Here is a 25316-nt window from a genome sequence, read left to right on the forward strand (position 1 = left end):
TTATGTTTAAAAAAAGTATTTTATTAAAATTATTAACTTATTTTTTCTTTTTTTTATTTATTTTGGCAACTATTGGAATTATCGCAGAAAGCACCATTGTTTATAAAAACGATTTAATAAAAATTGAACTTTTGATTTTCCACATTTTTTTAACTTTTTTTATTTGAATTATGATTATTCTTGTTGTCTTTTTTAAAAAAAGAGCTTATAAAAAAATTAAATTACATTTTATTGTTGATCCAAAATTTCATAGTGACTTTTGTAAAAAAACAACAAATAAGAATAATGTCAAAATCTTTTATTTTTGAATTGCTTTTCTTACTATTATCACAGCAGGTTTGATTTATTTATGAATTAAATTGTATGATGATAATGCTTTTTATTTTAGTATTTCCCTACTTTTATCTCATTATATTTTTTGAATTTTTATTGGATTTTTAAATTTTAATTTTTGTAATAACATTAAAAATAATTAACTATAACTACTCACTTAATAAAAAGTGGGTTTTTTATAATAACAACAAACAAAATATGCAATATAATATATAATTTACATTATGGCTAAAATTGTAATAGGACTTTCAGGTGGTGTTGATTCATCAGTTGCAGCATATTTATTAAAACAGCAAAATCATGAAGTGATTGCTGTTTTTATGCGTAATTGAGATTCGATTGTGAATAATGATATTTTAGGCAATAAAATGTTACAAAATCAGTGTCCTCAAGAAAAAGATTGACAAGATGCCCAAGTTGTTGCAAAAAAATTAAATATACCTATTTTTAGAAAAGATTTTATTAGTGAATATTGAGACAATGTTTTTGAAAATTTTATTTCAGAATATAAAAAAGGAAGAACACCAAACCCTGATATTTTGTGTAATAAATATATAAAATTTGATAAATTTTTAAATTTTGCCCTTGAAGAATATGGTGCTGACTATATAGCTATGGGTCATTATGCTAAAGTTAAAAACGGTAAGTTATATGTTGCAGCTGATAGTTCAAAAGATCAAAGTTATTTTTTAGCTCAATTAAATAATTATCAATTATCAAAAACTATTTTCCCTTTAGAAAATTTAAAAAAAGAAGAAGTTAGAAAAATAGCAGCTAAGCTAGATTTAATAACTGCCAACAAAAAAGACTCTACAGGTATTTGCTTTATTGGTGAAAGAAATTTTAGTGATTTTTTACAAAATTATATTCCAGCACAACCTGGAAATATAATTGATATTAATACAAAAAAAATAATAGGTCAACATATAGGCGCGATGTATTATACTTTGGGGCAAAGAAAAGGTTTAAATCTTGGTGGGATGTCGGAACCGTATTTTGTAGTAGGTCATAATATTGAGCAAAAGGAAATTTATGTAGCTCCTTCTTCCCAAAAAGAATGATTAATTTCAGATAAATTATTAGCTACTGATTTTAATTTAATAGAAAATGAATTTGACTACTATAATTTAAAAGCTAAATTTAGATACAGGCAAGAAAGTGTACCTGTGACACTAACTATTTTAAAAAATAATAATATTGTTGTTGAATATCCAGAAGGCTTTGAAGCTGTAACGCCTGGCCAACACATTGTTCTTTATGATGGTGATAAATGTATCGGTGGTGCAACAATAGACAAAATATATAGAAAAAATAAGGAAATTGATTATGTTTAAAAATAAAAAATTATCTTCTAAAGAAATCAGACAAATATGATTAGATTATTTTAAATCTAAAGATCATTTAATAGTAGAAAGTAAGTCTTTAATACCTGTTGATGATCCATCGCTTTTATGAATTAACTCAGGAGTGGCAACTTTAAAAGATTATTTTTCTGGTAAAAAACAACCGCCAAGTTTAAGGTTGACAAATTCCCAAAAAGCTATAAGAACCAATGATATTGAAAATGTAGGTGTTACAACTAGGCACCACACAATGTTTGAAATGCTTGGTAATTTTTCAATTGGGGATTATTTTAAAAAAGAAGCAATTGAATATGCTTATGATTTTTTAATTAATGTTTTAGGTTTTGATTTAAATAAATTATATTTTACTTATTTTGAAGAAGATGATTACACAAAGCAACAATGACTAAATTTAAATATCGATCCTTCACATATTATTAAAGGAACAAGAAAAACTAATTTTTGAGATTTAGGTTCAGGTCCATGTGGCCCATGTACTGAAATTTTTTATGACCGTGGTGAAAAATTTGATAAAAGAGGTATAGAGTTGTTACAAAACGACATTGAAAATGATCGTTTTATTGAAGTTTGAAATATTGTATTTTCACAATTTAATAATGATGGTGAAAATAACTACACAGAACTTAGACAAAAAAATATTGATACTGGAGCTGGTTTTGAGAGATTAGTTTCGATAATTCAAGATGTGCCAACTAATTTTGATACAGATTTATTTTTACCAATTATCAGAGAAATTGAAAAAATGTCTGAATTTGAATATGTAATAGATAACTATTTTAAAAAAGAACCTTTTCAAACTAAAATTAATACATATTTTAAAATCATTGCTGATCATATTAGAGCTGTTGTAAATGCTATTAATGATGGTGTAACTCCTTCTAATGTTTCTAGAGGTTATATTATCAGAAGACTAATAAGGCGTTCATATCGTGCAGGTCTAAAATTAAATATAAAGTCTAAAACTTTTCTTTATAAATTAACTGATATTGTTAAACAAACTTTACCATATGATATTAATGTTGAAAAAGTTTCTGAAATAATAAAACAAGAAGAAAAATTATTTTCTCAAACAATTGAACAAGGGCAAATATTATTAGAACAAAAAATATCAAAAGATAATTTTGATTTATCAATAGTTTTTAAACTTTTTGAAACATATGGTTTTCCTTTAGAATTAACACAAGAAATTTTAGCTGAAAAAGATATTCACTTTGATTTAAAAGAATTAGATGAATATAAGAAAAAACATTCTGAAATTTCAAAAAGTAGTAACAAGATGGCAATGAAAACTGTTATTAATTCGTTAGCAACTATACAAGGCAAAATTTCAGAATTTATTGGTTATGAGACATATGAAATTGAAGCAAAAATATTATTTTTAGCTAATAAAGATCATGAAATTGAAATGTCTAATAAAGATGAAATTTCATATCTAATTCTTGATCAAACAGTTTTATATGCAACAGCCGGCGGACAAAAACATGATCAAGGCTCCATGTGGCAAGATGGAAATGAAATTTGTGTTTTTGAAATTTTTAAAGATAAATTTGCTAATAATGTCCATGTTGTAAAAGGAAAAATTGATAAAAACAAACCTATCAAAGTGTTTGTTGATAAAAAAAATAGAGTAAATTTAGAAAGAAATCACTCATCTACACACCTTCTTTTTAAATCACTAAGAGAACAATATGGTTTATATATTAAACAACTAGGTTCTGATAATAATGAAGAACGTTTAACATTTGATTTCCCATCAGATAGAAAACCTACAAAAGAAGAAATTAAAGAAATCGAAGAAAGAGTTCAAAGTTATATCAAACAAGAAGTTGATCGTAAATATTTAAATACAACAACAAAAGAAGCAGAAAAAATGAATGCAATTATGACGCTTGAAGAAGCTGAATATATGGATCAAAATAATGTTAGATTAGTTCAATTTAAAGATATTACAGTCGACCTTTGTGGTGGAACTCATATTAAAAATACAAAATTAATTGAAAATTTTAAAATCATTAGTGTTGAAAATAAAGGAACTGGTGTTTTTAGAATTAGAGCTATTACTTCTAATGCAAAAATAAATGAATATTTAAATAGTGTTATTTTAACAGAATTAACAAATCTTCAACAAATTATTAATAAAAATCTCAAAATTGATTCAGAATATAAACTTTCACTAAAAAAAGATGAAGATAAAGAAAAATATTTAAAAAATATTATAATTTTAATTGAAAAAGCAAGAGAAGATTACAAACTTTTACTAAAAAAATCATCACAAAATTTAGTAAATATTATACCTAAATTTGAAATATTTAATGACATTAATTATTTTATTAATTTTAATTTACAATTAAATCAATTTAAAAATATAGCTGTGGATTTAAGAGAAAAATATCATAATTCTATTTTTATTTTAGGTGCACATAATAAAGATAAAGTACTAATCACTGTTGCTTCCAAACAACATAATGCAAATGACATTTTGAGAAAAATATTAACCCAATTTAAAGGTAATGGTGGTGGAAGTACTATTTTAGCACAAGGTGCAATTGCATATGAAGAAAATTTAGAAACAAAAGTTAAAGAGTTTTTAAAAAAATAATGAAAAGAAAATTAGCTATAGATTTAGGGACAAAAAGATGTGGTTTTGCAATCAGCGATGCTTTTAGTATGATGGCTTTTCCTTTAGAAAATTTTTCATTTAATGAAAATAATTATGATGCAGTTATTTTGAAAATCCAAAAAATTTTAGCTGAATATTCAATTGATACATTTATTTTAGGTTATCCAACAAAAATATCAGGTGAAAAAATTGCAATGACATTAAATGTTGAAAAATTTAAACAAAAATTAGAAGAAAATTTTGATATACCAGTTGTTTATGTTAATGAAAATGAAACAACAAAAAAAGCAACAGAAATTTTAATTAATGCTAATCTTTCAAGAAAAAAAAGAAAAAATTTAAAAGATAAATTAGCTGCACAACTTATCTTGGAAAAATACATAAATAGAGGCAAATAATATGAAAAAAGATAAAAAAGAAAGAATACAAATAAAACAAAAAGATAGAAAAATGCAAATCCCATTTGTTTTTGAAGATAACACAGAAGAAGAAATAGAAGTTTATGTAATTGCTTTAATTAATGAATTTGATTCAGAATTTATATATCTTTATTGAGAAAAAGAAAAGGAAGTGATTATTGCTCACTTTGATTCAGAGACTGAATTTATTAAACCATTAGCTAATATTCAGGAATTTGAAACAGCAGCTAGACTTTTCCTTATAATGACAAGTGAAACAGAATTTTTTTTCGGAAATAAAAAAATTGAATACACTTTTTCTAATTTTGAATTAAATAATGAAGAATTTGAAAAAGCATTAAAAAATTTAAATCAATTATCAGCAGCATACACTAAAGAAAATAAGGAAGAAATAGAAGACTAAATTTTATGAACGCAACACTAAGATGAATTTTAATAGCATCAATTTTTGTAGTTTTGTTTTTTGGTTTTGCAGCATACTTTTTTTTAAGATCTAAAGCCAAACAAAAACAACAAGAATATAAAAAACAAATGAAGAAATTTGAAAATCCCAATCCTATAAAAATTGATCCAATTTTTTTAGACTTGATTAATAATAGCAACTGGTTGCAGGAAGATTTTGAATTTGTTTTAAACACTATTTTGCACAATAAATATAAAAAAAATTTCTTTTTGGAAAAGAATTTATATGCTTTTTTAGTAACTAATTTTCAATTAGCAAACCTTGAGAATTATTATTGTGATAAAGAATTTGTTAGTCAAAAACAGTTTGATGAATTTAATAAAATAATTGATAAAACTAAACAAAAAATTAAAGTAGAACAAAAAATAGAATTTGAAAAAATTCCAGAAAATACTTTTGATTTTATTTATTTAGATTTTTTCCCAAAAGATGAAAATGCAATTGATTTTTTCTATAAACAATTAACACATCGCGGAATGTTAGTTTTTAAAGAAAAATTTAATAAAAAAATGTCTTTAGAACTAGGTAAAAAAATTAGCAACAAAATGATAAAGCATCAATTTTACAAAAATGGTAATTATTATCTTTTAGTAATTGCTAAAATTTAGTAAAATTTAAAATAATATTTATATTAAAGAAAGGTAGAAAAAAATGAAAAGTAAAAATGATGAATTTTTAATGTCTAAAGAACGTTTAGAACAATTAAAAAATGAACTAGACAATTTAGTAAAAATAGAGCGTCCAAAAGTTATAGAAGAAATAAAAGTAGCTAGAAATCAGGGTGACTTATCAGAAAATGCTGAATATGATGCCGCAAGAGAAAAGCAAGGTATTATTGAAGGAAGAATTAGTGAACTTGAATATATAATAGCTAATTCTAAAGTTATTCAAGAGGTTTCTACTAAAAACATTGTTTCTATTGGTTCAACAGTAAAAATTAAAATTTTAGAAAATACAAATTTATACAGCAAAGATGAATTAGAAATAAAAATTGTTGGTTCGCTTGATGTGGATCCTTTTAATCATAAAATTTCCAACCTTTCACCTTTAGCTAATGCTATTTTAAACCATAAAGTAGGTGATATTGTAGAGGTTTATGCTCCTACTAAATATCAAGTAAAAATTGTAAAAATTACAAAATAAAACAGCTTTAAAAAAGCTGTTTAATATTTTATTGGCATCCCATAGAATAAATGGTGGCTCATATCGGACTTGAACCGATACGCAATCACTTGCAGAAGATTTTGAGTCTACCGTGTCTGCCATTTCACCAATGAGCCATAGTCTTTATATTATAACAAAGAAATTTTAAAAAATAATAATGAAAAAGCAAAAATATTGATTTATTAAAAAAATACTAATTTTATTTAGTTTAATGTTCACAACTAGTTCATTAATTTTAACTAGTTGTTTTGGTATTTTTAAAGACCCTCCAAGTAGTATTATAATTCCAAAACCAGTAGATGAAGATCCAGTTTCTACACAAGATTTTGATAAAGCAATTATCGGAATTTCTTTAGCTACAAACAAAAGACCGAGAATTCAAAATCAAGATTTTACGGTTGATGATTTAATAAGAGAACAAAATAATTTAAATAATTTTTTAGTTTATAGCATTGATCCTGATTGAAATAACAAGATCAATGATTTTAATTTATTACCTAAAATTGTGCCAGGTTCAAAAAATGATGACAATGGGACAATTCAAATTGAATTAGAGGTTCAAAAACCAATTTTTAATGAAACTCTTTTTAAAAAAATTTATACTGTATCAGGTTTTAAATCTAATAAAAACAAAAGTTTTCAATATAAAAATAAATTAAAAAAATTATTTTCTCAAGAATTAATTAAAGAAAAGTCAAATAATAATAAAAAAGTTTTTCAATATTCTGATTTAAAAGAAAATTTTTGAGATTACTTTGAAATAGATAAATCTATACTTACTAAAAAAAATAGCAATACATATGAAAAAGACAATTTGTTATTTTTTAATTTTGAATTTAATCATATAGATAAAAATGGTGTCTTTTGATATTCTTATGAAATAGAAGATAAATTAACAAAAGAGAAATTCCAAAATCTTGCTAAACTTTCTAATGTTAATTTTACTATAATTAATGAGGATAAAAATCCATTGAGTGATGCAAATTTTGCATTAAATTTAAAATTAGAAAATGCAAAATATTTTAGTACAAGTTTTAAAGAATTAGACTCAGGAAAACTTGCAGAAAAATTTGATATACAAAAAAAGAAATCTATTTTTTTAGCTGAAAATTATAAATTAAGTGTTTGAAATAGTGCTTCTAGTTATTATGATCAAAATGGTGTTCTATTAATAAAAGTAAAATATCTAAATTTTTCAAGGATATTTAAATTTGATGTTTTTAGTTTTAATGAGATTTCAAAAAATATATTTAATCTAACAAAAACAAATAAAAATGAGATTAATAAAAATATTAATTTGGCAAATAAAACTGATCTAGCAATTTATAGTTTAAATTTCAAAGACAAAACATTAAGATATAAAATGATTGGTGAACACATCAGAAATTATGTAAATGGACCTGATTTTGAAAAGCATTTCTTTAACTATTTAGAATCTAATAGTTCTGCGCATAAATATTTGACAATTTTTAACTTTAACTTTGAAAAAGAAACAAAAAAAATAACTTTTGTTTTCCATAATGCATCTGGTGAAGAGTATGAATTATTTATTCCTTTAAATCCTAATGAAAATCAATATTCAAAAAGTATTGTAAGTAATTTTGGAGATAAAACTTTTTCAAAAGAACAAATTTTTAAAGACATTAAAAATAGAACTTTATCTATAAATTATGTTGTAAACGATCCAAACGGAACAAGTCGGTCAATAGTTAGTGGAACAGCTTGAATTTTTGATAGAAAATTTGAATTAGATGCAAATGGAAATTTAGTACCATCAAACACTTATTATCTAGCAACTAATTTACATGTTTTATCAGAATTAATTAATAAACGTGATCTCGTTAGTTCATTTTCATATTCATTTAATTCAAAATATGACACAATACCAACATTTTTAAGTTATGAAGAAGCAAATAACTCTAAATATAGTGATGTTTTTAGGCGTTTTGATAGAAAATTAGATGAAAGTAAATATTCTTGAGCAAGAAAAAAGGTTAATAATTCTATTTATATAACAAAAGAATCAGAGGAATTTTGAGGCAATTTAAAACCTTTTACTTTTTTTGATGAAAATAATGAAAATAATGAATATTTAGATTTTGCAATATTAGAAATAACTTTTCCTAATGATTATGAATATAAAGTAAGAAATCCATTTGTTTATAATTTTAATGGCTTTAATGGTTATGGTGATGGATTAGATTTAATTTATCATATTTTTAATAAACCAGAAAGAGCAAGAATTTTAAAACATCAAAATATTCCAGATCAAGTTAACTATTACAATAAAAATAAACCTAAATTTTTAATTAGTGACAAAATTATTTTTGAAAATGAAACATTAAATAATAAAGAAAATTCAGAAAATGTAATAATACCCGGGAATCTTTATTTAGGTGGTTATTTAGGTGGTCATGAATGAGTGGAACAAGAATCATTAGCTTTTGTATATAAAGATAATAATATTTTGAGGCAACAAAATATTATTAAAGACAAGAAAGTATTTGATTTAAAAACACATACAACTGATTTTATATTACCTAATATTAAAACAGGTAAGGGTATGTCTGGTTCAATGGTTTTAAATAGAAGTGGACAGATAGTTGGTATTTTATGAGGTGGATTTTTTGATGATAAAAATTCATTAAATACACAAGGTAATTTAGTTTATGGAACTGGATCATTAGATACATTATCAATTAAAAGATCAAAAAATAAAACAATTTTACGTCAATGATTAGATAAAACAAAAAACATTACAACAGATTTAGATGCTTATGAAAATTTAATAAGTTATTAAAAAGTGCATATTTATTTAACTAAGGAGAAACAATGGTTATTATAATTATTATTTTTACCACAATTTCTTTGTTATTATTTTTACTTTTTTTTATTTTATTTTTGTTACTTAAAATACAAAAAGTAAGAAAAAGTAAAAAAGAAAATAGAGAAAATTTAGAGGGTTCTTTTTTACTTTTAAAAAAATGGTCTGAAAAAAATAATTTTATTTTTATTCCTAAAAATTTATTTAAGACACAAGATGGTAATTTGTTTTTTCAGGATAGCATATTAATTACAAACAAATTTTTATTATTAATTAAATTTGTAAATGAAAATTCATCAATCAAAGGTGATGTAGATGCTTTTTATTGAGATACAGGAAAAAAATATGAAGACAAAATGCGAAATCCATTATTTTTAACAGAAAAAAATATTTCATATGTACAACAAATTATTGATAAAAAAATACCACTTATTTCTGCACTCGTTTTTTCAAAAAAAGTTGAAGATATAAATATTACTAATAATTCATACAAGCATTTAGTTTTTATAAAAGAGAATGAAATTATTAATTCAATTGAACAACTGCAACAAAATTTACAACTTCAAGTTAAAACCCAAAATGAAATTTTAGAATTTAAAAAACTTTTAGAAAAAAGAATAACAACTAAACAACAGGATTTTGTTTTTTGAAATATATTTTTAACTAAAAATGAATAAAATTTTTTTTATATCAATAAATAATAAAAAAATCGAAATTAATTTCAAAATCCAAAAAAAGCCAAATTATAAAATTTATGTTAAAAATGAAAAAATTTACTTTATGTCTCCTGTAAATTTATCAGAAAAAAAAATAAAAGAAATTATTGAAAAAAATTTAGAAATAATAAAAAAAGAGTTAGATAAATCTAAAATTTCAAATTTTATTGATACTCAAAATAATTTTTATTATTTATTTGGTAAAAAATTCAATTACAAGATTCAAAAAAACAAATTAGAATATTTAATTTATTCTAATGGACATTTTTTGAAATTTAAACTTCAAGATGAAAGCAAATTGCAAAATAAAATTGAAACTTTGCTAAAAAATGAACTTTTATTATATTTAAAAAAAAGAGTTCAAACATTTGAAAAAATAATGAATGTAGATGCAAATTATAATGTTGTTATAAGAAAAAAAACATCAGCTTGAGCTTCTAATTATTATAAAAAGAAAAATATTATTTTTTCAAATAAATTATTATTATTTTCAAAAACAATTATTGATTATGTAATAATTCATGAATTAGCTCATCATTTTTTTCAAAATCATTCAAAAGATTTTTGACAATTAGTTAAAAAATATTGCCCTGAGTTCAAAGAAATGAAAGAAAAATTAAAAAAGAAACAATTATTATAAAAAAGGTAATTTATGAAAAAAGAAAATATATATGTTTGTGGCCCTACTGTTTATGATTTTGTTCATATTGGTAATATGCGAACAGTAATGTTTTTTGATATATGAAATAGAGTAAAAAAATATTTTAATTATCAAATTAATTATCTTCATAATATCACAGATATAGATGACAAAATAATTAACAAAGCAATCCAAGAGCAAAAGGACGAAAAAGAAATTAGTGAATTTTATACAAATGAATATCTAAAACTTTTTAGTTTATTTAATATTGAAAAACCAACTAAATTAGTTAAAGTTACAGAAAATTTAAAAGATATTGAAAATTATATTAAACTTTTGGTTAATTCAAAAAATGCGTATTTTGTTGATGGTAATGTTTTTTTTGATGTTTCAAAACATAAAGTTTATGGGAGTATTTCTAATAGAAAATTAGAAAATTCTATTATTACTGAAACTGAATATAAAAAAAATAACCCACATGATTTCGCACTTTGAAAAAAAACATATGAAGGTATTCAATTTGATTCATTTTTTGGGAGAGGTCGTCCAGGTTGACATACTGAATGTTCTGTTTTTATTTATAAACACTTCAAAGGTAAAACTATTGATATTCATGGGGGAGGGATTGATCTTATTTTTCCACATCATGAAAATGAAAATATTCAGCATTATTCATTAACCAATAATTTTTTAACTAAACAATGAGTTCATACAGGTTTTGTAAATTATGAAGGTAAAAAAATGTCTAAATCACTAGGAAATGTAGTTTATGCAAAAGATTTTGTAAAACAACATGATTCAAATGTATTTAGATATATAATTTTAACTACAAATATTACAGCACCAATTGATTTAACACATGAATTAATAAAATCATCAGAAAACAAGATTACAAACTTCAAAAAAAAATATTATCTATATTTTTTAGAAAATAAAAAACAAGATGTAAATTTTGAAAAATTAGAAAAAATTTTAGATTTATTTTTAAAATTAAAATTTTCTATAGCAAATTTTGAACTAAATATTTTGTTAAAAGAAAACGAGATAGCAACTTTTATCAAACTTTTAGATATATTAGGTTTTGATTTTTATAAAAACCTACCAACTAGTGAAGATAAAGAAAAATTTGCTAATTGACAACAATTATTAAAAGCAAAAAAATATTTAGAAGCTGATAAATTAAGAGCAGAATTACAAAAGAAAAAATTAGTTTAAAAAAATAGGAAAAAGAAAATAAAAAAAGGTAAAAATTTAATTAAAATATGAAAAAATTTATTTGTGGGAAAAATTCTGTTATTGATTCTTTAAAAAATAACTTACCTATTTCATTAGTTTATACAACGAATCACAAATTACACTTAGAATTTCCTAATTTTAAAATAAAACTAGTAACTAATGAATTTTTAAATCAACTTACAACCGAAAATCATCAAGGCTATGTTGCTCAAATATTAGATATAAAATTTTATGACTTAAATACAATAATTAAAGATAAAGCAAAAGAGGTTATTATTTTAGATCATATACAAGACCCACATAATTTTGGAGCAATCATAAGAACTGCAAATGCTAATGGAATTAAACATATTATCTTTCCAAAAGATCGTTCAGTAGATGTAACACCCACTGTTTTAAAAGTATCTTCAGGTGGTTTTGTAAATATGAAATTTATCAAAGTTACTTCTATTGTTTCTACTATTCTTAAACTTAAAAAAAATAATTATTGAGTTTATGGAACTTCATTAACTAAAAAATCTAAAAATATTAATGACGTACTTTTTAATAAACCATTAGCTATTATTTTTGGTTCAGAAGGTAATGGGTTAACCAAAGCAGTAGAAAGAGTGTGTGATGAGTTAGTTTATATCCCGATGAAAGGAACTGTTCAATCACTTAATATTTCTGTAGCAGTTGGAATAGTGCTTTTTAAAATAAATTAGCGAAAGGAATGATGAGTAATTTATTTCAAAAACATATTTCTTTAGTTGAAATAGCAGCTAAAAAAGCTAAATTTTTATTTAAAAATATACCTATTGAATATGAAGATTTATATGTAGTAGGTTTGGGAATTTTAAATAAGTTATTATCTCAAAAATTATTAATACCATCAGATAACCCAAATGCATGATTATATAAAAGGATTTATTTAAAATTATTAGAATATTGTAAGAAATTTACATCTAGTAATCATAAAATTATGAATTATAAATCAGATTATGCAGATGAAAAATTATATTATAAAAATTCTTCGACTAATAGTGAATTTGAATATTTAAATTTTAAAGAAATTGAAACAAAAGATTTTTTTAAAAATTTTTCAGATGAAAAAAAATCTATTTTATGAATGTATTTTGTAGAAAAAATTGCAGTAAAACAAATTTCTAAACTTTTGTATATAAGTTCTAATAAAATAAATGATTTAATAAAAACATCAAAAAAACTAGCTATAAATTATATTAATGATCAATAAATTTATTAATATTATGGTATAATTCTTAGACATTATGAGTAAATCAAAAATTACTTTATGTTGTGTAGATTGTAGATCAAAAAATTACGTAACAAATAAATCTAAAGAAGAAAGATTAATTATTAAAAAATATTGTAAAAAATGTAAAACACAAGTTTTACACAAGGAAGAGAAATAATGAAAAAAAGAACTAAAAATAAAAAGTATATTCTTAGAAATTGAATTAAAGAATTAAAAAGAATTAAATGGCCTGATGCACAAACATCAACTAAAAGCTTTATATATACAATACTTTTTGTTGTTTTTTTTGTTATTCTTTTTTTTATAATATCTATAATAGCAACATATTTATGAAGCAAAACAAATGTAGGGTTTGGTAATTAGTTATGGAAAATAATACTTTTTTTAAATGATATATGGTTTCAACTATTTCTGGAAAAGAAGAAAAAGTTATTGAATCATTAAGAAATGTTGTTAGTTCAGAGATGCTAGAAGACATTTGTCAAGAAATTAAAATGTTTGTTAGACCACATTTAACATTAAAAGAATTACAAAAAAGAGCTTTAGGTCAGGAATTTAAAGTAAAAAAAGAAAATCTTTACAAAGGTTATATCTTTATAAAAATTCACATGACAGACAAAGCTTGATTTTTAATAAGAAATACACAGTATGTTACAGGGCTTGTTGGTTCATCAGGGAAGGGTGCCAAACCAACTCCTTTATCACAAAAACAAATTGATAAAATGTTTAAAAAAGAATTAGAAGAGTGAAAAAAATATGATATGGGTATTATTGATTCCCCTTTCAAACCAGGCTCTATTGTAGAAATTATTGAAGGACCTTTCAAAGGTGAAGAAGGACCTATTATTGAAGTGGATGACAAAGAACAAACAGCATTAGTTTCATTAGAAATTTTTGGTAAAAAAACTCCTACTAAAGTTAGCCACAATATTTTAAAATTAAAATAAAATAAAGTACAAATGCAGTATCTATTGCAGATGTACTTTTTTATTACAAAATTTTTAAAAACTAATTTTCATTTGTGTAATGTTTGTTATTGATAAAACTCATTTTTATATTAAAATTTTTATCAATTAATACAAAATTACCTTTTTGATTTAATTTTAAAGTTCCAAATTTATTGGTTTTTTTAAATTTTTTAGCTATATTATAAGAAGAAAATAACACCATTTCACTTCATGTACAATTTGTCGCTTTATGAAAAACATTAAGTATTTTGTTATATGGCATTCCACTACCTGCAATTTTATTTTGATTTTTTAAATAAAAAATATCATTTTTTTTAGTTATTTCTAAAGGTCCTAATCAATAATCGCCATTTTCTAGACCTTTAGGTGATAAAGAGTCAGAAATAATAATTAAATTATTTTTATCAATATTTTTATAAGTAAAATTAATAATTTCTTTTGTAGTGTGGATTCCATCACTTATAAATTCAACTAAAAAATTTTTAGATAGTTTATTATTTAAAATAGTATTTACTAGCGATTCTTGTCTATGATCAAAAGATGAGCAACCATTATAAAAATGTGTAAAAAAATCAAAAGTGTTTAAATTAAATTTTTTTGAAAAATCATAACAATTTGAATGTCCTATAGTATAGTAAAAATGTTTTTTAAATTTTTTTAACAACTCATTATTGTTATTTTCAGGAGCAATAGCAATAATTGATTTAATTTTTTTATTTAAATTCAATTCATTTAAATGTTTTTCTTCAATAGGAATAATTAATTCTTCTTTATGTGCACCTTTTTTTTCTTTTGAAATAAAAGGGCCTTCTAAATATCAATTTAAAATTGATGTATTTTTTAAGTTTAATAAATTTTTAGAAATTTTTAAAATATTTTCTCAAGTATCAGTAACAGTAGTTATGTTAACTGCTGCTACACCTTCATGTTGATGAATTTTTTCAAGGTAATTTTCTAATTTATTTTGTCAATTTTCATTAACTATTTCTTGAAAAGAAAATCCATAACCTCCATGTGTATGTGAGTCAATAAAAGCAGGCATGAGAATAAGTTTTTTACAATCAATTCCTTTTTTGTTGGTTGTCCCTCTACCTATTTTAATTATTGTCCCTTTATCATCAACTTCTAAATAACCTAAAAATTGTTCATCTTTTGTAGTAATTAAAGCATTTTTATAAATCATAATTTCTCCATAATATTTTTATTTAAATTACAAATATTTATTTTTTAAAAATTTTTTGACCTATTGTGATGTATTCATTTATATAATTTTCGAGTTGTTTAAAAACAAAATTAAAAATATTTTCATCATGTAAATTAATTTTAGATTTTTTCAAAATATTTAAAGGTCAATCAATATCTCCTAATTTTAGAAAATTATTTATATAGTTATCCATTATTTTGTTTTCTTTTAATTTATATCTTTGAAAAAAAATGCTAGCAATTAAAAAACCAAAAGCATATTTACATAAATAAAAATTAGCATAAAAATGTGGCACATCTACAGCATGAATATATTTTTTTGTAAAACTAGATTTTTTAATTGCATATTTTTTTTCATTTTTTTTGTAAATTTCTACTAAATCACTAAAAGTTCCTATATTTTCATTTTTATCAATTTTATTATATATATCATATTCATAGTTTGATCAAAAAGTCGATTGATAAACAATTTCAAAAAAATTTTCAATATACTTAGATAGAATTTTGAACCTTAATTTTAAATTTGAAGCTTTTTCTATAAAATAATCAAAAAGTAATAATTCATTAAAACTAGAAGCAATTTCAGCTGTAAAAATAGGATATGATGAATTTTCTAAAGATTGTGATTTATTAGTAAAATATGTGTGAAGTGAATGTCCTAGTTCATGTGCTAAGGTAAAAACTGAATCTATTGTGTAATCTCAATTCATCAAAATAAAAATTTTATCCAATCCATAAGCTTCACTAATAGAATAAGCACCTGAAATTTTATTTTTTGCTGAATGATAATCAATTCAATTTTCATCAAAAGCTTTTTTTACCATTGATATATATTCTTGACCCAATGGTTCAAAAGCAATAAGTAAAATTTTTTGTGCTTCTTCTATTGTGAATTTTTCTTTTGTGTTTATAAGGTCTAATCAATTATCATAAATTCTTGGTTTTCTTTTTAATTTTTTTGTAAAAAATATTTCATTGTACTTACGCATTTTTTTTAATAAAAAACTATTTTTGGATATTATAGAATATAAATTTTGCAAAATATTTTCATCAATTTTTTCTTCTATTAATAATGAATCAATGCTTGTTTTGAAATTTCTTGCTTTTGCCATTACAGAAATCTTTGTAAAATGATCAATTAATAATTTACTTAATGTTTCTTTATGTTTGTATTTACTATTGTAATAGTTATAAAACACTTCTTTTCTTATTTTTTCATTTTTTGATGTCATCAAAACATTAAAATTATTTTCTGAAATAAAGATTTTTTTATTATTTTTTTGGATGCTTCCATAATCTATTTCAACATTTATTAAATTACTAAAATAATCTTCAAAATTTACTTCAGCTTTGTTTGTTTTTAATAAAAAATCTTCTATTTTGCTATCTAATTTATATTTTTGAATTTCGAAAATTTCAAGAAAATATTTTTTATATGACTTAAACATCTCTAATTTACTTCATTGTTTTAATTTTTCAATATTTTGCATTTCTTTGTTTATTTCTGAACCATTTTCTTCATAAATATCATTTAATTTATTTTCAAACTCTAAAATTAAATTATTTAATTTATCATCAACTAAATTTACATTTAATTTATTTGATAAATAATTATATATTCTATTAAAAATTAAATTATTTTCTTTTTCAATGTTTAAAAACTCTAAATAATTTTTAGGACTTTCATATTTTTTGTCTCTATACTCTAAAATTCTTCTTTTTTTAATAAGAAAAAATTCAATTTCTTCTTGAATTGAATTTTTTCTTATTAAACTTTCTAAGTCAAATTTATATTTATTTGGAATATCTTTGTATTTTTTGTAAAAAATCATTTATTTTTGAAAAAATTCTTTCATTAATTTTTTAACTTCAACTTCATTTTCAGCATTAATTGCTTTATGCATTAAAATATGAGCGTCTTTAAAATTAATTTCAGAAATAAGTTTTCTAGCTTCTAAAATAGAAGATGCAGACATAGAGAATTCGTCTAATCCCATTCCAAGTAATAATGGAATAGCACTAATATCACCAGCCATTTCACCACACATACCAACTCATTTGCCAGCTTTATGTGCTCCATCAATTGTCATTTTAATTAATCTTAAAATTGAAGGATTTAGTGGCTGATATAAATAAGAAACTTTTTCATTCATTCTATCCGCAGCCATAGAATATTGCATTAAATCATTAGTTCCAATTGAAACAAAGTCTGCATAACGACAAAATTGTTCAGTTAAAACTGCTGCTGCTGGTGTTTCAACCATCATACCAACTTCAATTTTATTATGTAAAATTAAACCTTCATTAATAAGTTCTTGTTTTACATCATCAAAAATTTCTTTAGCTTTTTTAAATTCATCAACTGTTGAAATCATAGGAAACATAATAGCTAAATTTCCATAAACTGATGCTCTTATTAATGCTCTTAATTGATCTCTGAATACATTTTGTTTGTCCAATGATAACCTAATAGCTCTATAGCCTAAAAATGGATTCATTTCATATGGGAATTGAAAATATTCTAAAGTTTTATCTCCACCAATATCTAGTGTTCTAACAACAACTTGTTTGTTATTCATGTCCTTTAAGACTTTAGCATAATTTTCAAATTGTTCCTCTTCGGTTGGTCAATCTTTTGAATCCATATATAAAAATTCACTTCTAAATAATCCAATTGCTTCTGCACCAAATTTAATAGCAGCATCACTATCTTTTGGTGAACCAATGTTTGCAGCGATTATAACTTTATGTCTATCTTTTGTAATTGTTGTTTTATCTCTAAACTTCTCAAGTTCTTTTTTATAGTTTTCATATTCAAAATATTTTTGCTGAAATGCTTCAATTTCTTTTTCGGTTGGATTAATAACTAATTCGCCTGTTGTTCCATTTATAGCAACTACATCAACATTATTAACAAGTTTTGTAATATTTTCTAAACCTAAAATAGCTGGAATTTCAAGTGTTCTTGCCATAATTGCTGAGTGTGATGTTTTACCACCTATGTTTGTTAAAAAACCTCTAACATATTTTTTATTTAATTGTGCAGTTTCTGAAGGTGTTAAATCATGAGCAACAATCACAACTTCATGATCAATAGCTGATAAATCAATTATTTCAATATTTAAAAGATTCTTGATAACTCTGTTTCAAACATCATGAATATCAGCAGCACGTTCTTTCATATATTCATCATCAAAATTTTGAAACATTTTTCTATGAAATTCTTTAACTTGAAAAACAGCATGTGCTGAATGAAGCCCTTTTTCATTAATTAAATTTTTCATTTCATCAATAAGACTTGGGTCATTTGCTATCAAAATGTGAGCATCAAAAATTTCTAACTCTTCATTTGATAATGTTTTAGAAGCTTTTTCTTTTATTTGTTCAATTTGCAAAATAGATTTTTCTATAGCTTTTTCTAATTTTACAATTTCTTCTTCTTTGTTTTCGATTAAATCAACTAATTCTAAAGCTTTTTCAACTTCATTGTTTTCATCTTCAATTTTAAAAATTTTTGCAACTGCTATACCTTTTGAAGCAGCGATTCCTTTAATTATTCGTGACATTTCATCTCCTTATTAAATTATTTTTCTAAAAATTTGACTAAATAATAATTTTTTTTACCTTTTTTTATTAAAGAATATTTACCATCAAATTCCTTGTTTAATAATACATTATTTTCAGTAGTAATATTACTATTATTAAATTTTAATGCATTTTTTTCAATAAATTCTCTCATTTCTCTTTTAGAAACAACAATTTTATGCTTAATTAAAAAATCAGATAAATTTTCATTCATTGTTGCGCTAAAACATGGTATTGCATTTTCTAGTTGTGCTAAATCATTTGTTGTTAGTAAACTGAAATCTTGATTGTTAAACAAGATATCACTAATTTTTATAGCGTTATTTGCTTCTTGAGCGCCATGAATATCTTTAACAACTTCAAAAGCTAAAGTTTTTTGAGCAATTTTGAGTTTTTTTTGCTCATCATGTCTAAACATAATATTACTAATTTCATCTAGTGATAAAAATGTTAAATATTTTAGTAATTTTTCCACTTCTAAATCTTCTTGGTTGACTAAAAATTGATATAACATAAAAGGCGAAGTTAATTTGGGATCTAATCAAAGCGAACCACCCCCTGTTGATTTGCCGAATTTCACATTGTTTTTATCTGTTAATAAATTTGTAGTTATAGCAAAACTATTTGATTCTTCACCATAATTTTTTTTAATCATTTCAATTCCACTTGTGATATTACCTCATTGGTCAGAACCACCTAATTGTCCTTTTATATCAAAGTGTTTATATAAATAACAAAAGTCTCATGATTGAATAAGTTGATAACTAAATTCTGTAAATGATAACCCTTTGTCAATTCTATTTGCAATTGATTCTTTAGCTAACATATAACTAATATTTACATTTTTACCAACATCACGTAAAAAGTCCAAAACATTCATATCTTTATAAATTTCAAGATTATCAAAAACTTTTAGATTAAATTTTTGCAATTGTTTAATAATAGCATTTTTATTTTCTAAAAGTTTAGCTTGGTCAAGCAAAACTCTTTCTTTGCTTTTGAAAGATGGATCACCAATCATACCTGTTGCTCCACCGACAATTGCTAAAATTTTAATCCCAATGTTTTGAAATCTTTTCAAAGTACAAATTTGGATATAATTTCCCAAATGTAAACTAATAGCCGTTGGATCAAAACCAGCATAAATTCCTTCAAAATTTTTTAAATTTAAAAATTTTTCTTCACTAGAAATATTGTTTAAAATACCTCTATTTTTTAGTTCTTTTAAGAATTCTTTTTTTTGTTTCATAATTACTTTCTAAAATCTTTAATAATATAATCAATATTATAAAACAAAAAAATTGTTATAATACATTAATTATGAAAATAGCAATTATAATTGATTCATCAACAGGCCTAACAAAAGAAGAAGCACAAAAACACAATTTATACTATTTACCACTTTGTATAAATATAGATGATAAAGAATATTTAGATGGAGTTGATTTAGTTTCTGAAGAAGTTTTTGGTTTAATTAATAAAAACTCTAAAGTTTTTACTTCAGCAACGCCAATTGGAATGGCTTTAGAACTTATTGAAAAATTAAAAAAAGAATATGACAAAATTATTATATATCCAATCAGTCATAAACTTTCATCACAATATTCTAATTTAGCAGCTGCTTTTGCTAATGATGAAAAAGTTCATGTTGTAAAATCTAACAAAATATCAGCATTAATAATTTTAGACATTATAAGATTTAAAAATAATTTAAAAAACAACACGCCTTTAACAGAAGCACTTCAAAAGTTAGAAGAAAATTTTGAAGGTGATGTTTGTTTAGTTCCGAAATATAATGATGCATTAGTGAGAGGTGGTAGATTATCACCTTCCGCTGCTTCTATTGCAAAACTATTAAAAATTGTTCCTATTATTCAATTTAAAGAAGGAGCTTTAGAAAAAAGAGGTAAAGGAAGAATTTTTCATAGAGCTCTTATAAATACATATAAAGAAGTTTATGAGCAAAATCCAAATTACAAAACATTTCTTATTCATTCAAACAATCCAGAAATAAACGATTTAAAAGCTAAATTGCAAGATATCTCACATAACAAAATTCAAATTTTTAAAATTCCTAATGTTGTTTCAATTCATACATGAGTTGAAGCTGTTGTTTTAGTTCATGTAAACTGAACAGAAGATGAAATAGAAGAAGCTACAAAAATATTCTCTTAAAGCCCAAGCTTTTTTATAAAAAAAACATTTTTTCCTATTTTTATTTATTTTTTTAGAATTTTTTTTAAAAAAACTATTTTGTTTTGGAGGAAAAATGGAAATTTATAAAATAGGAAAAATTGTTTCAAAAAATAAAAATTATATTATTTTAGATAAAGGTGGAATAGGCTATATTATTTATGTAGCAAATACTGAAATTTATAATAAAGGTGAAGTAAGAAAAGTTTTTGTTTTTAATTGAGAAAATGAATATACAAAAACAACTTATGGTTTTGATAATATGAAAGAAAGAATATTGTTTGAAGATTTACTTTCAATTAATGGAATTGGACCCAAAGTCGCTTTATCTTTTTTAAAAGAGGGTTGAGAAAAATGCTCACTATTAATTTCAGAAGGCAATGAAGAAAAAATAGCAAAAATCCCTTATATTAGCAATAAAATTGCCAAACAAATTGTTTTTCAATTTCAAAATAAATATTTAAAAGTGTTACAAAATTATTCAAAAAATTTACCAAATACCAATGAAATAGATAACATAATTAATATAAATAAAAATAATTTAGATGACAAAGTTGCTTTTGAATTAAAAGATACATTAAAAATTTTAGGCTTTAAAACTAAGCAAATTGATCTAGCAATTTCTAGCATCAAACCAAATGATAATTTTGAATTATTAGTAGAAGAAGCAATAAAAATAATTTCAAGTGCAAGAGAATTTAGAAATTAGACCTAAAAATTTTAAAGAATTTATTGGTCAAGAAAAAATAGTTAAAACATTAAAAGTTTTAATAAATTCATCAAAAAAAAGAAACAAACCACTAGATCATATATTACTATATGGTCCACCAGGTCTTGGAAAAACCACTTTAGCTAAAATAATTTCAGCAGAAATAAATAGCAATATTAAATTTATTCAAGGCTCGCTAGTGGAAAAAAAATCAGATATTTTAACTATATTCAGCTCTATAAAAAAAGGGGATATTATTTTTATTGATGAAATACATTCAATAAATAAAAATATTGAAGAATTATTCTATACTGCAATGGAAGAATATGTTATAGATGTTCAAATCGGTTTAGAAGGCGAAAGTAAAATTATGAGAATGAAATTACCGACATTTACAATTATAGGAGCCACTACAAAAGTTGATAAAATCTCACAACCTTTAAAAGATCGTTTTGGCTTTGTTGGTAAATTAAATTTTTATAATAATAATGAAATGGTTCAAATCTTCAAAAACACATTAATAATGTTAAAATTAAAAATAAGTTTAGAATGAATTCACTATTTAATTACATTTGTTAATTGCACACCTAGAATTGCGATAAACCTCTTAAAAAGAATAAGAGATTTTTCTATATATGAAAATGCAACATTGATTGAAAAAGAAATAATTGATAAAACATTAGAAAATATCGGACTTTATAAATACGGTTTAACAAATTTACATCTTGAATATTTAAAACTTTTAAATGATGTTTTTAAAAATAAAAGTGTTTCATTGAATGTATTATCAGGTATTTTAAAAGAATCAAAAGAAAATTTAATTAATAATATTGAACCCAAATTATTAGAATTAAATTTAATAGAGAAAACTAGCAAAGGAAGAAAAATTACTTATCAGGGTTGTGAATACATAATAAAAAATAATTTTTAGTTTAAAAAATATTGAAATTTTTTTATTTTTTCTTAAATTTATAATATAATTTAAAACTATAATATTATTATGATTAAAAGATTTTTAAGTAAAATTTTTTCACCAAAAAATTGAAAAAGATGATTGATTCTCTTTTTCACTTTTTCTTTTGCTTTTACATCAATATTTTTGGGTTCAAATTACTATGTTTCAAAAAACATCAACAAATCTATTGAATATGGTGGTGGCGCAGAAGTTTTGATTCAAGTAGTTGATTCAAAAACAAATGATAAAACAAAAATTTCTGATGAGAAATTAAGCCGTGTTGATAAAGCGATTTTTGAAAGATTAGCTGGTGATGGCGGACTGAATGGTACTCAAGTTTCTATTGAGGGTGAAGGTAGAATAAGAGTTTCAAGAAGTGGGATTGAAACAAATGATGAAATTAATAATTTTGTTAATGAAATAATTTCAAAGCAAAGAATAATTTTAACTGATATAAATGGAAACCCTATTTTTTATAATGGGGTTTTTAGGAATGATATTAAAATTGATTTTAGTAATAAAGATGAAATTGAAAATTTAGATGAATCTTTATATGTTCCACCATTTAAACAAGGTTCTGCAAAAGAACAATTAGATCAAAATGGAGGACATCAAATTCAAATTAGTTTAGAAGATAAAAAAGCTAGACTTGAATGAACTAAAGCAACAAAATTCATTTCAGAACAACCTAATAATGTAATTTTAATTTGACAAAATTACAAAAATTATTTATTAAAAGCTGCGGATGATTTTCCAGAACAATGAAAAAATTCCGGATTTGATCCTTATGTGTTTGCTCATGTAAATGAAAGTTTAATTAAATCTACAGAAGGAAATAAAAATTTAACACCAACATTAAAAGAGAGTGAAATCAATGCTAAAAATTATTTAGTATCATCAGCATCTGTTGCCACTTCTTTATCAGGTGAAACATTTGTAATTCAAGGTAAATTTACAAATGCTGAAGCTAAACAATTAGCATTAAACATTAATTATGGTATAGATGATTATTCATTAAAATTTTTATCTTCTTCATTTGTTCAAAAAGAACTAGGGGAAAATTCTTTTAATTTAGCTTTAATTGCTGGTGCTATTTCAATTGTTTTAATTGCTATTTTTATGATAATAAATTATGGGTTATTAGGTGTATTAACTACAATTTCACTAAGTTTATATATCTTTTTAACTTTATTGTTTTTTACAATAGTTCGTGGTGAATATTCACCATCATCTATTGCTGCTTTAATTATTGGGATAGGAATGTCTGTTGATGCCAATATTATTTCGTTCGAAAGATTAAAAAAAGAAATTTATAATAAATCAAGCACGATAAAGGCAAATGCACACTCAAATAAATTATCTTTTAGCACGATTATGGATTCCAATATTACTACATTTTTAGTTGCTATTGTTTTATTTTTCTTTGGAACAAAAGAAATTAAATCTTTTGCTATAACTCTTATATTCTCTATTTTCTTCACATTGCTAATGATGCTATTTTTTACAAGGCAAATGACAAACATTTTAGTTAAAACCGGTGTTTTTAACAAAAGATTATGATTATTAGGTGTTAATAAAAAATATATTAAATATTATTCAGAAGGTTATGTTAGTGTTTGGGAAAGACCGAATTATAATTCTAAGACTAAATACTTTATGTTTGCTATTTTAGCCTTTGTTGTAATATCTTTAATTGTTTTTATAATTTTTGGTATAATTAATAAAAAAATATTTGGAGGTTTTGTTTTATCACTTGAATTTAGTGGGGGTACTAATTTATTGATTGAAACACAAAATCTAGACATAGGCGGATTATCATTTGAAAAAGCTAATAATATAAAAGATTTTTTAGTTAGAGAACAACTTATTGCTAATGCTAATGATATTTCGATTAATAAAGTTGATTCAATTAATGATTTTTATCAAATTGTGGTGAAAACACAACAAGAAATTACTAATAATTTAACTTTAATTAATAATAAATTAAATGATAATTTTGACAATATTAAAACAATAAATTATAGTATTTCTTCTGATGAAGCAAGAAATTTAGTTAAAAATGCATTTACCTCTGTTTTAATTGCATTAGCTGTTGTTTCAGTGTATATTTTAATAAGAATGCAATGAACTTTTTCAATCGCTGCTATTTTATCATTAACTTTAAATGTTATTATAGTTCTTCTATTTTTCACACTTACAAGACTAACAATTTCACCAATTTTTGTAGCAGGTATTTTATCAATTATAGGATATTCAATTAATGATACAATTGTTGTATTTGATAGAATAAAAGAATTAACATCCAAGTTAGAATACAAAAATTATTATGATAAAACAGAATTAAAACTTATCGTAAATAATGCAATAAAAGACACAATAAAAAGATCTATTTTCACTTCTTTAACAACAATTACAATAATAATTGTGCTAATGATATTTAAAGATTCTACAAATATTTTCTTTAATATTGCTTTATTAGTTGGAATATCTTTTGGAACTTTTTCATCTTTATTTGTAGCAACAAATATTTGATTATTTGTTGAAATAATAAGAAACAAAAATAAGAAAAAAAGAATTGATAAAAACTACTGAAATACTCAAAAAATTAACGAACAAACATTTACTGCTATCAATGATTTTAATAAGTAATTTTTTGAATAAAAAAGGAA

At 22.8% G+C, this 25316-nt stretch carries 24 protein-coding genes and 1 tRNA gene; 20 read left to right on the forward strand and 5 right to left on the reverse strand.

All coding sequences use genetic code 4. From position 1 onward, the window contains the following. Positions 1-2 precede the first annotated feature (2 nt). The 7 genes from EXC65_RS04485 to greA all read left to right on the forward strand — a co-directional run bounded on the left by EXC65_RS04485 (position 3) and on the right by greA (position 6342). On the forward strand, positions 3-476 hold the full coding sequence (locus tag EXC65_RS04485; RefSeq protein ID WP_165001351.1) for a hypothetical protein: 474 nt from the start codon (positions 3-5) through the stop codon (positions 474-476). Between the two features lie 81 nt (positions 477-557). Next, positions 558-1667: a tRNA 2-thiouridine(34) synthase MnmA gene (mnmA, locus tag EXC65_RS03750; protein WP_129720149.1), complete on the forward strand. Its 1110-nt coding sequence runs from the start codon at positions 558-560 to the stop codon at positions 1665-1667. Next, positions 1660-4296, forward strand: coding sequence for an alanine--tRNA ligase (gene alaS / locus EXC65_RS03755; RefSeq protein ID WP_129720150.1), 2637 nt, complete (start codon positions 1660-1662; stop codon positions 4294-4296). Before mnmA ends, alaS begins: the two co-directional genes overlap by 8 nt. Further along, the gene (gene ruvX / locus EXC65_RS03760; RefSeq protein ID WP_129720151.1) at positions 4296-4715 is read left to right on the forward strand and encodes a Holliday junction resolvase RuvX; all 420 of its coding nucleotides are present in this window, start codon (positions 4296-4298) and stop codon (positions 4713-4715) included. The genes alaS and ruvX overlap by 1 nt, the downstream gene beginning before the upstream one ends. 1 nt (position 4716) lies before the next feature. After that, a complete protein-coding gene (locus tag EXC65_RS03765; protein WP_129720152.1) occupies positions 4717-5139 on the forward strand; it encodes a hypothetical protein in 423 nt (140 codons plus the stop codon). A 5-nt stretch (positions 5140-5144) separates the two neighbouring features. Continuing rightward, on the forward strand, positions 5145-5807 hold the full coding sequence (locus EXC65_RS03770; RefSeq protein ID WP_129720153.1) for a BC85_0335 family putative methyltransferase: 663 nt from the start codon (positions 5145-5147) through the stop codon (positions 5805-5807). A 43-nt stretch (positions 5808-5850) separates the two neighbouring features. Next, the gene (gene greA / locus EXC65_RS03775; protein WP_129720154.1) at positions 5851-6342 is read left to right on the forward strand and encodes a transcription elongation factor GreA; all 492 of its coding nucleotides are present in this window, start codon (positions 5851-5853) and stop codon (positions 6340-6342) included. A 51-nt stretch (positions 6343-6393) separates the two neighbouring features. Here the strand turns inward: greA and EXC65_RS03780 are convergent. Next, positions 6394-6479: transfer RNA gene (locus EXC65_RS03780), tRNA-Leu, on the reverse strand. A gap of 41 nt (positions 6480-6520) precedes the next feature. Here EXC65_RS03780 and EXC65_RS03785 point away from each other — a divergent pair. Genes EXC65_RS03785 through nusG form a run of 9 tightly spaced genes read left to right on the forward strand, consistent with a single transcriptional unit; the run spans position 6521 to position 13981 of the window. After that, on the forward strand, positions 6521-9163 hold the full coding sequence (locus EXC65_RS03785) for a hypothetical protein (protein ID WP_129720155.1): 2643 nt from the start codon (positions 6521-6523) through the stop codon (positions 9161-9163). 32 nt (positions 9164-9195) lie between these two features. Then, on the forward strand, positions 9196-9864 hold the full coding sequence (locus tag EXC65_RS03790) for a hypothetical protein (RefSeq protein WP_129720156.1): 669 nt from the start codon (positions 9196-9198) through the stop codon (positions 9862-9864). Further along, positions 9857-10543 (forward strand): YgjP-like metallopeptidase domain-containing protein, encoded by a 687-nt coding sequence (locus EXC65_RS03795; protein WP_129720157.1) that lies wholly within the window; start codon positions 9857-9859, stop codon positions 10541-10543. Before EXC65_RS03790 ends, EXC65_RS03795 begins: the two co-directional genes overlap by 8 nt. Before the next feature lie 12 nt (positions 10544-10555). After that, a complete protein-coding gene (gene cysS, locus EXC65_RS03800) occupies positions 10556-11758 on the forward strand; it encodes a cysteine--tRNA ligase (RefSeq protein WP_129720158.1) in 1203 nt (400 codons plus the stop codon). Positions 11759-11805: 47 nt separating this feature from the next. Continuing rightward, positions 11806-12483, forward strand: a complete 678-nt coding sequence (rlmB, locus tag EXC65_RS03805) for a 23S rRNA (guanosine(2251)-2'-O)-methyltransferase RlmB (RefSeq protein WP_129720159.1) — start codon at positions 11806-11808, stop codon at positions 12481-12483. A gap of 8 nt (positions 12484-12491) precedes the next feature. Further along, the gene (locus tag EXC65_RS03810; protein ID WP_129720160.1) at positions 12492-13013 is read left to right on the forward strand and encodes a sigma-70 RNA polymerase sigma factor region 4 domain-containing protein; all 522 of its coding nucleotides are present in this window, start codon (positions 12492-12494) and stop codon (positions 13011-13013) included. Positions 13014-13047: 34 nt separating this feature from the next. Continuing rightward, a complete protein-coding gene (gene rpmG, locus EXC65_RS03815; RefSeq protein WP_129720161.1) occupies positions 13048-13191 on the forward strand; it encodes a 50S ribosomal protein L33 in 144 nt (47 codons plus the stop codon). Further along, positions 13191-13397 carry a preprotein translocase subunit SecE gene (secE, locus tag EXC65_RS03820; protein ID WP_129720162.1) on the forward strand — a complete coding sequence of 69 codons (207 nt, stop codon included), beginning with the start codon at positions 13191-13193 and terminating at the stop codon, positions 13395-13397. Before rpmG ends, secE begins: the two co-directional genes overlap by 1 nt. A 2-nt stretch (positions 13398-13399) precedes the next feature. Further along, positions 13400-13981, forward strand: coding sequence for a transcription termination/antitermination protein NusG (gene nusG / locus EXC65_RS03825; RefSeq protein WP_129720163.1), 582 nt, complete (start codon positions 13400-13402; stop codon positions 13979-13981). A gap of 61 nt (positions 13982-14042) precedes the next feature. On the opposite strand, the gene EXC65_RS03830 is transcribed toward nusG, so the two are convergent. The 4 genes from EXC65_RS03830 to tyrS are packed head-to-tail and all read right to left on the reverse strand — an operon-like array spanning position 14043 to position 20039. Then, a complete protein-coding gene (locus EXC65_RS03830) occupies positions 14043-15185 on the reverse strand; it encodes an amidohydrolase family protein (protein ID WP_129720164.1) in 1143 nt (380 codons plus the stop codon). Between the two features lie 37 nt (positions 15186-15222). After that, positions 15223-17037: a M3 family metallopeptidase gene (locus EXC65_RS03835; protein ID WP_129720165.1), complete on the reverse strand. Its 1815-nt coding sequence runs from the start codon at positions 17035-17037 to the stop codon at positions 15223-15225. Beyond that, positions 17038-18771, reverse strand: a complete 1734-nt coding sequence (gene ptsP / locus EXC65_RS03840) for a phosphoenolpyruvate--protein phosphotransferase (protein WP_129720166.1) — start codon at positions 18769-18771, stop codon at positions 17038-17040. A gap of 17 nt (positions 18772-18788) precedes the next feature. After that, a complete protein-coding gene (gene tyrS / locus EXC65_RS03845) occupies positions 18789-20039 on the reverse strand; it encodes a tyrosine--tRNA ligase (RefSeq protein ID WP_129720167.1) in 1251 nt (416 codons plus the stop codon). A gap of 71 nt (positions 20040-20110) precedes the next feature. Here tyrS and EXC65_RS03850 point away from each other — a divergent pair, with 71 nt between their 5' ends. The 4 genes from EXC65_RS03850 (at position 20111) to secDF (ending at position 25296) form a co-directional block, all read left to right on the forward strand. Further along, on the forward strand, positions 20111-20965 hold the full coding sequence (locus tag EXC65_RS03850) for a DegV family protein (RefSeq protein ID WP_129720168.1): 855 nt from the start codon (positions 20111-20113) through the stop codon (positions 20963-20965). A gap of 94 nt (positions 20966-21059) precedes the next feature. Next, positions 21060-21692, forward strand: coding sequence for a Holliday junction branch migration protein RuvA (gene ruvA / locus EXC65_RS03855; protein ID WP_129720169.1), 633 nt, complete (start codon positions 21060-21062; stop codon positions 21690-21692). After that, a complete protein-coding gene (gene ruvB, locus EXC65_RS03860) occupies positions 21670-22623 on the forward strand; it encodes a Holliday junction branch migration DNA helicase RuvB (RefSeq protein ID WP_129720170.1) in 954 nt (317 codons plus the stop codon). The genes ruvA and ruvB overlap by 23 nt, the downstream gene beginning before the upstream one ends. A 69-nt stretch (positions 22624-22692) precedes the next feature. After that, positions 22693-25296, forward strand: coding sequence for a protein translocase subunit SecDF (secDF, locus tag EXC65_RS03865; RefSeq protein WP_232018838.1), 2604 nt, complete (start codon positions 22693-22695; stop codon positions 25294-25296). The last annotated feature ends 20 nt before the right edge of the window (positions 25297-25316 follow it).

The organism is Mesomycoplasma neurolyticum (assembly GCF_900660485.1).
Classification (GTDB): domain Bacteria; phylum Bacillota_I; class Bacilli_A; order Mycoplasmatales; family Metamycoplasmataceae; genus Mesomycoplasma_A; species Mesomycoplasma_A neurolyticum.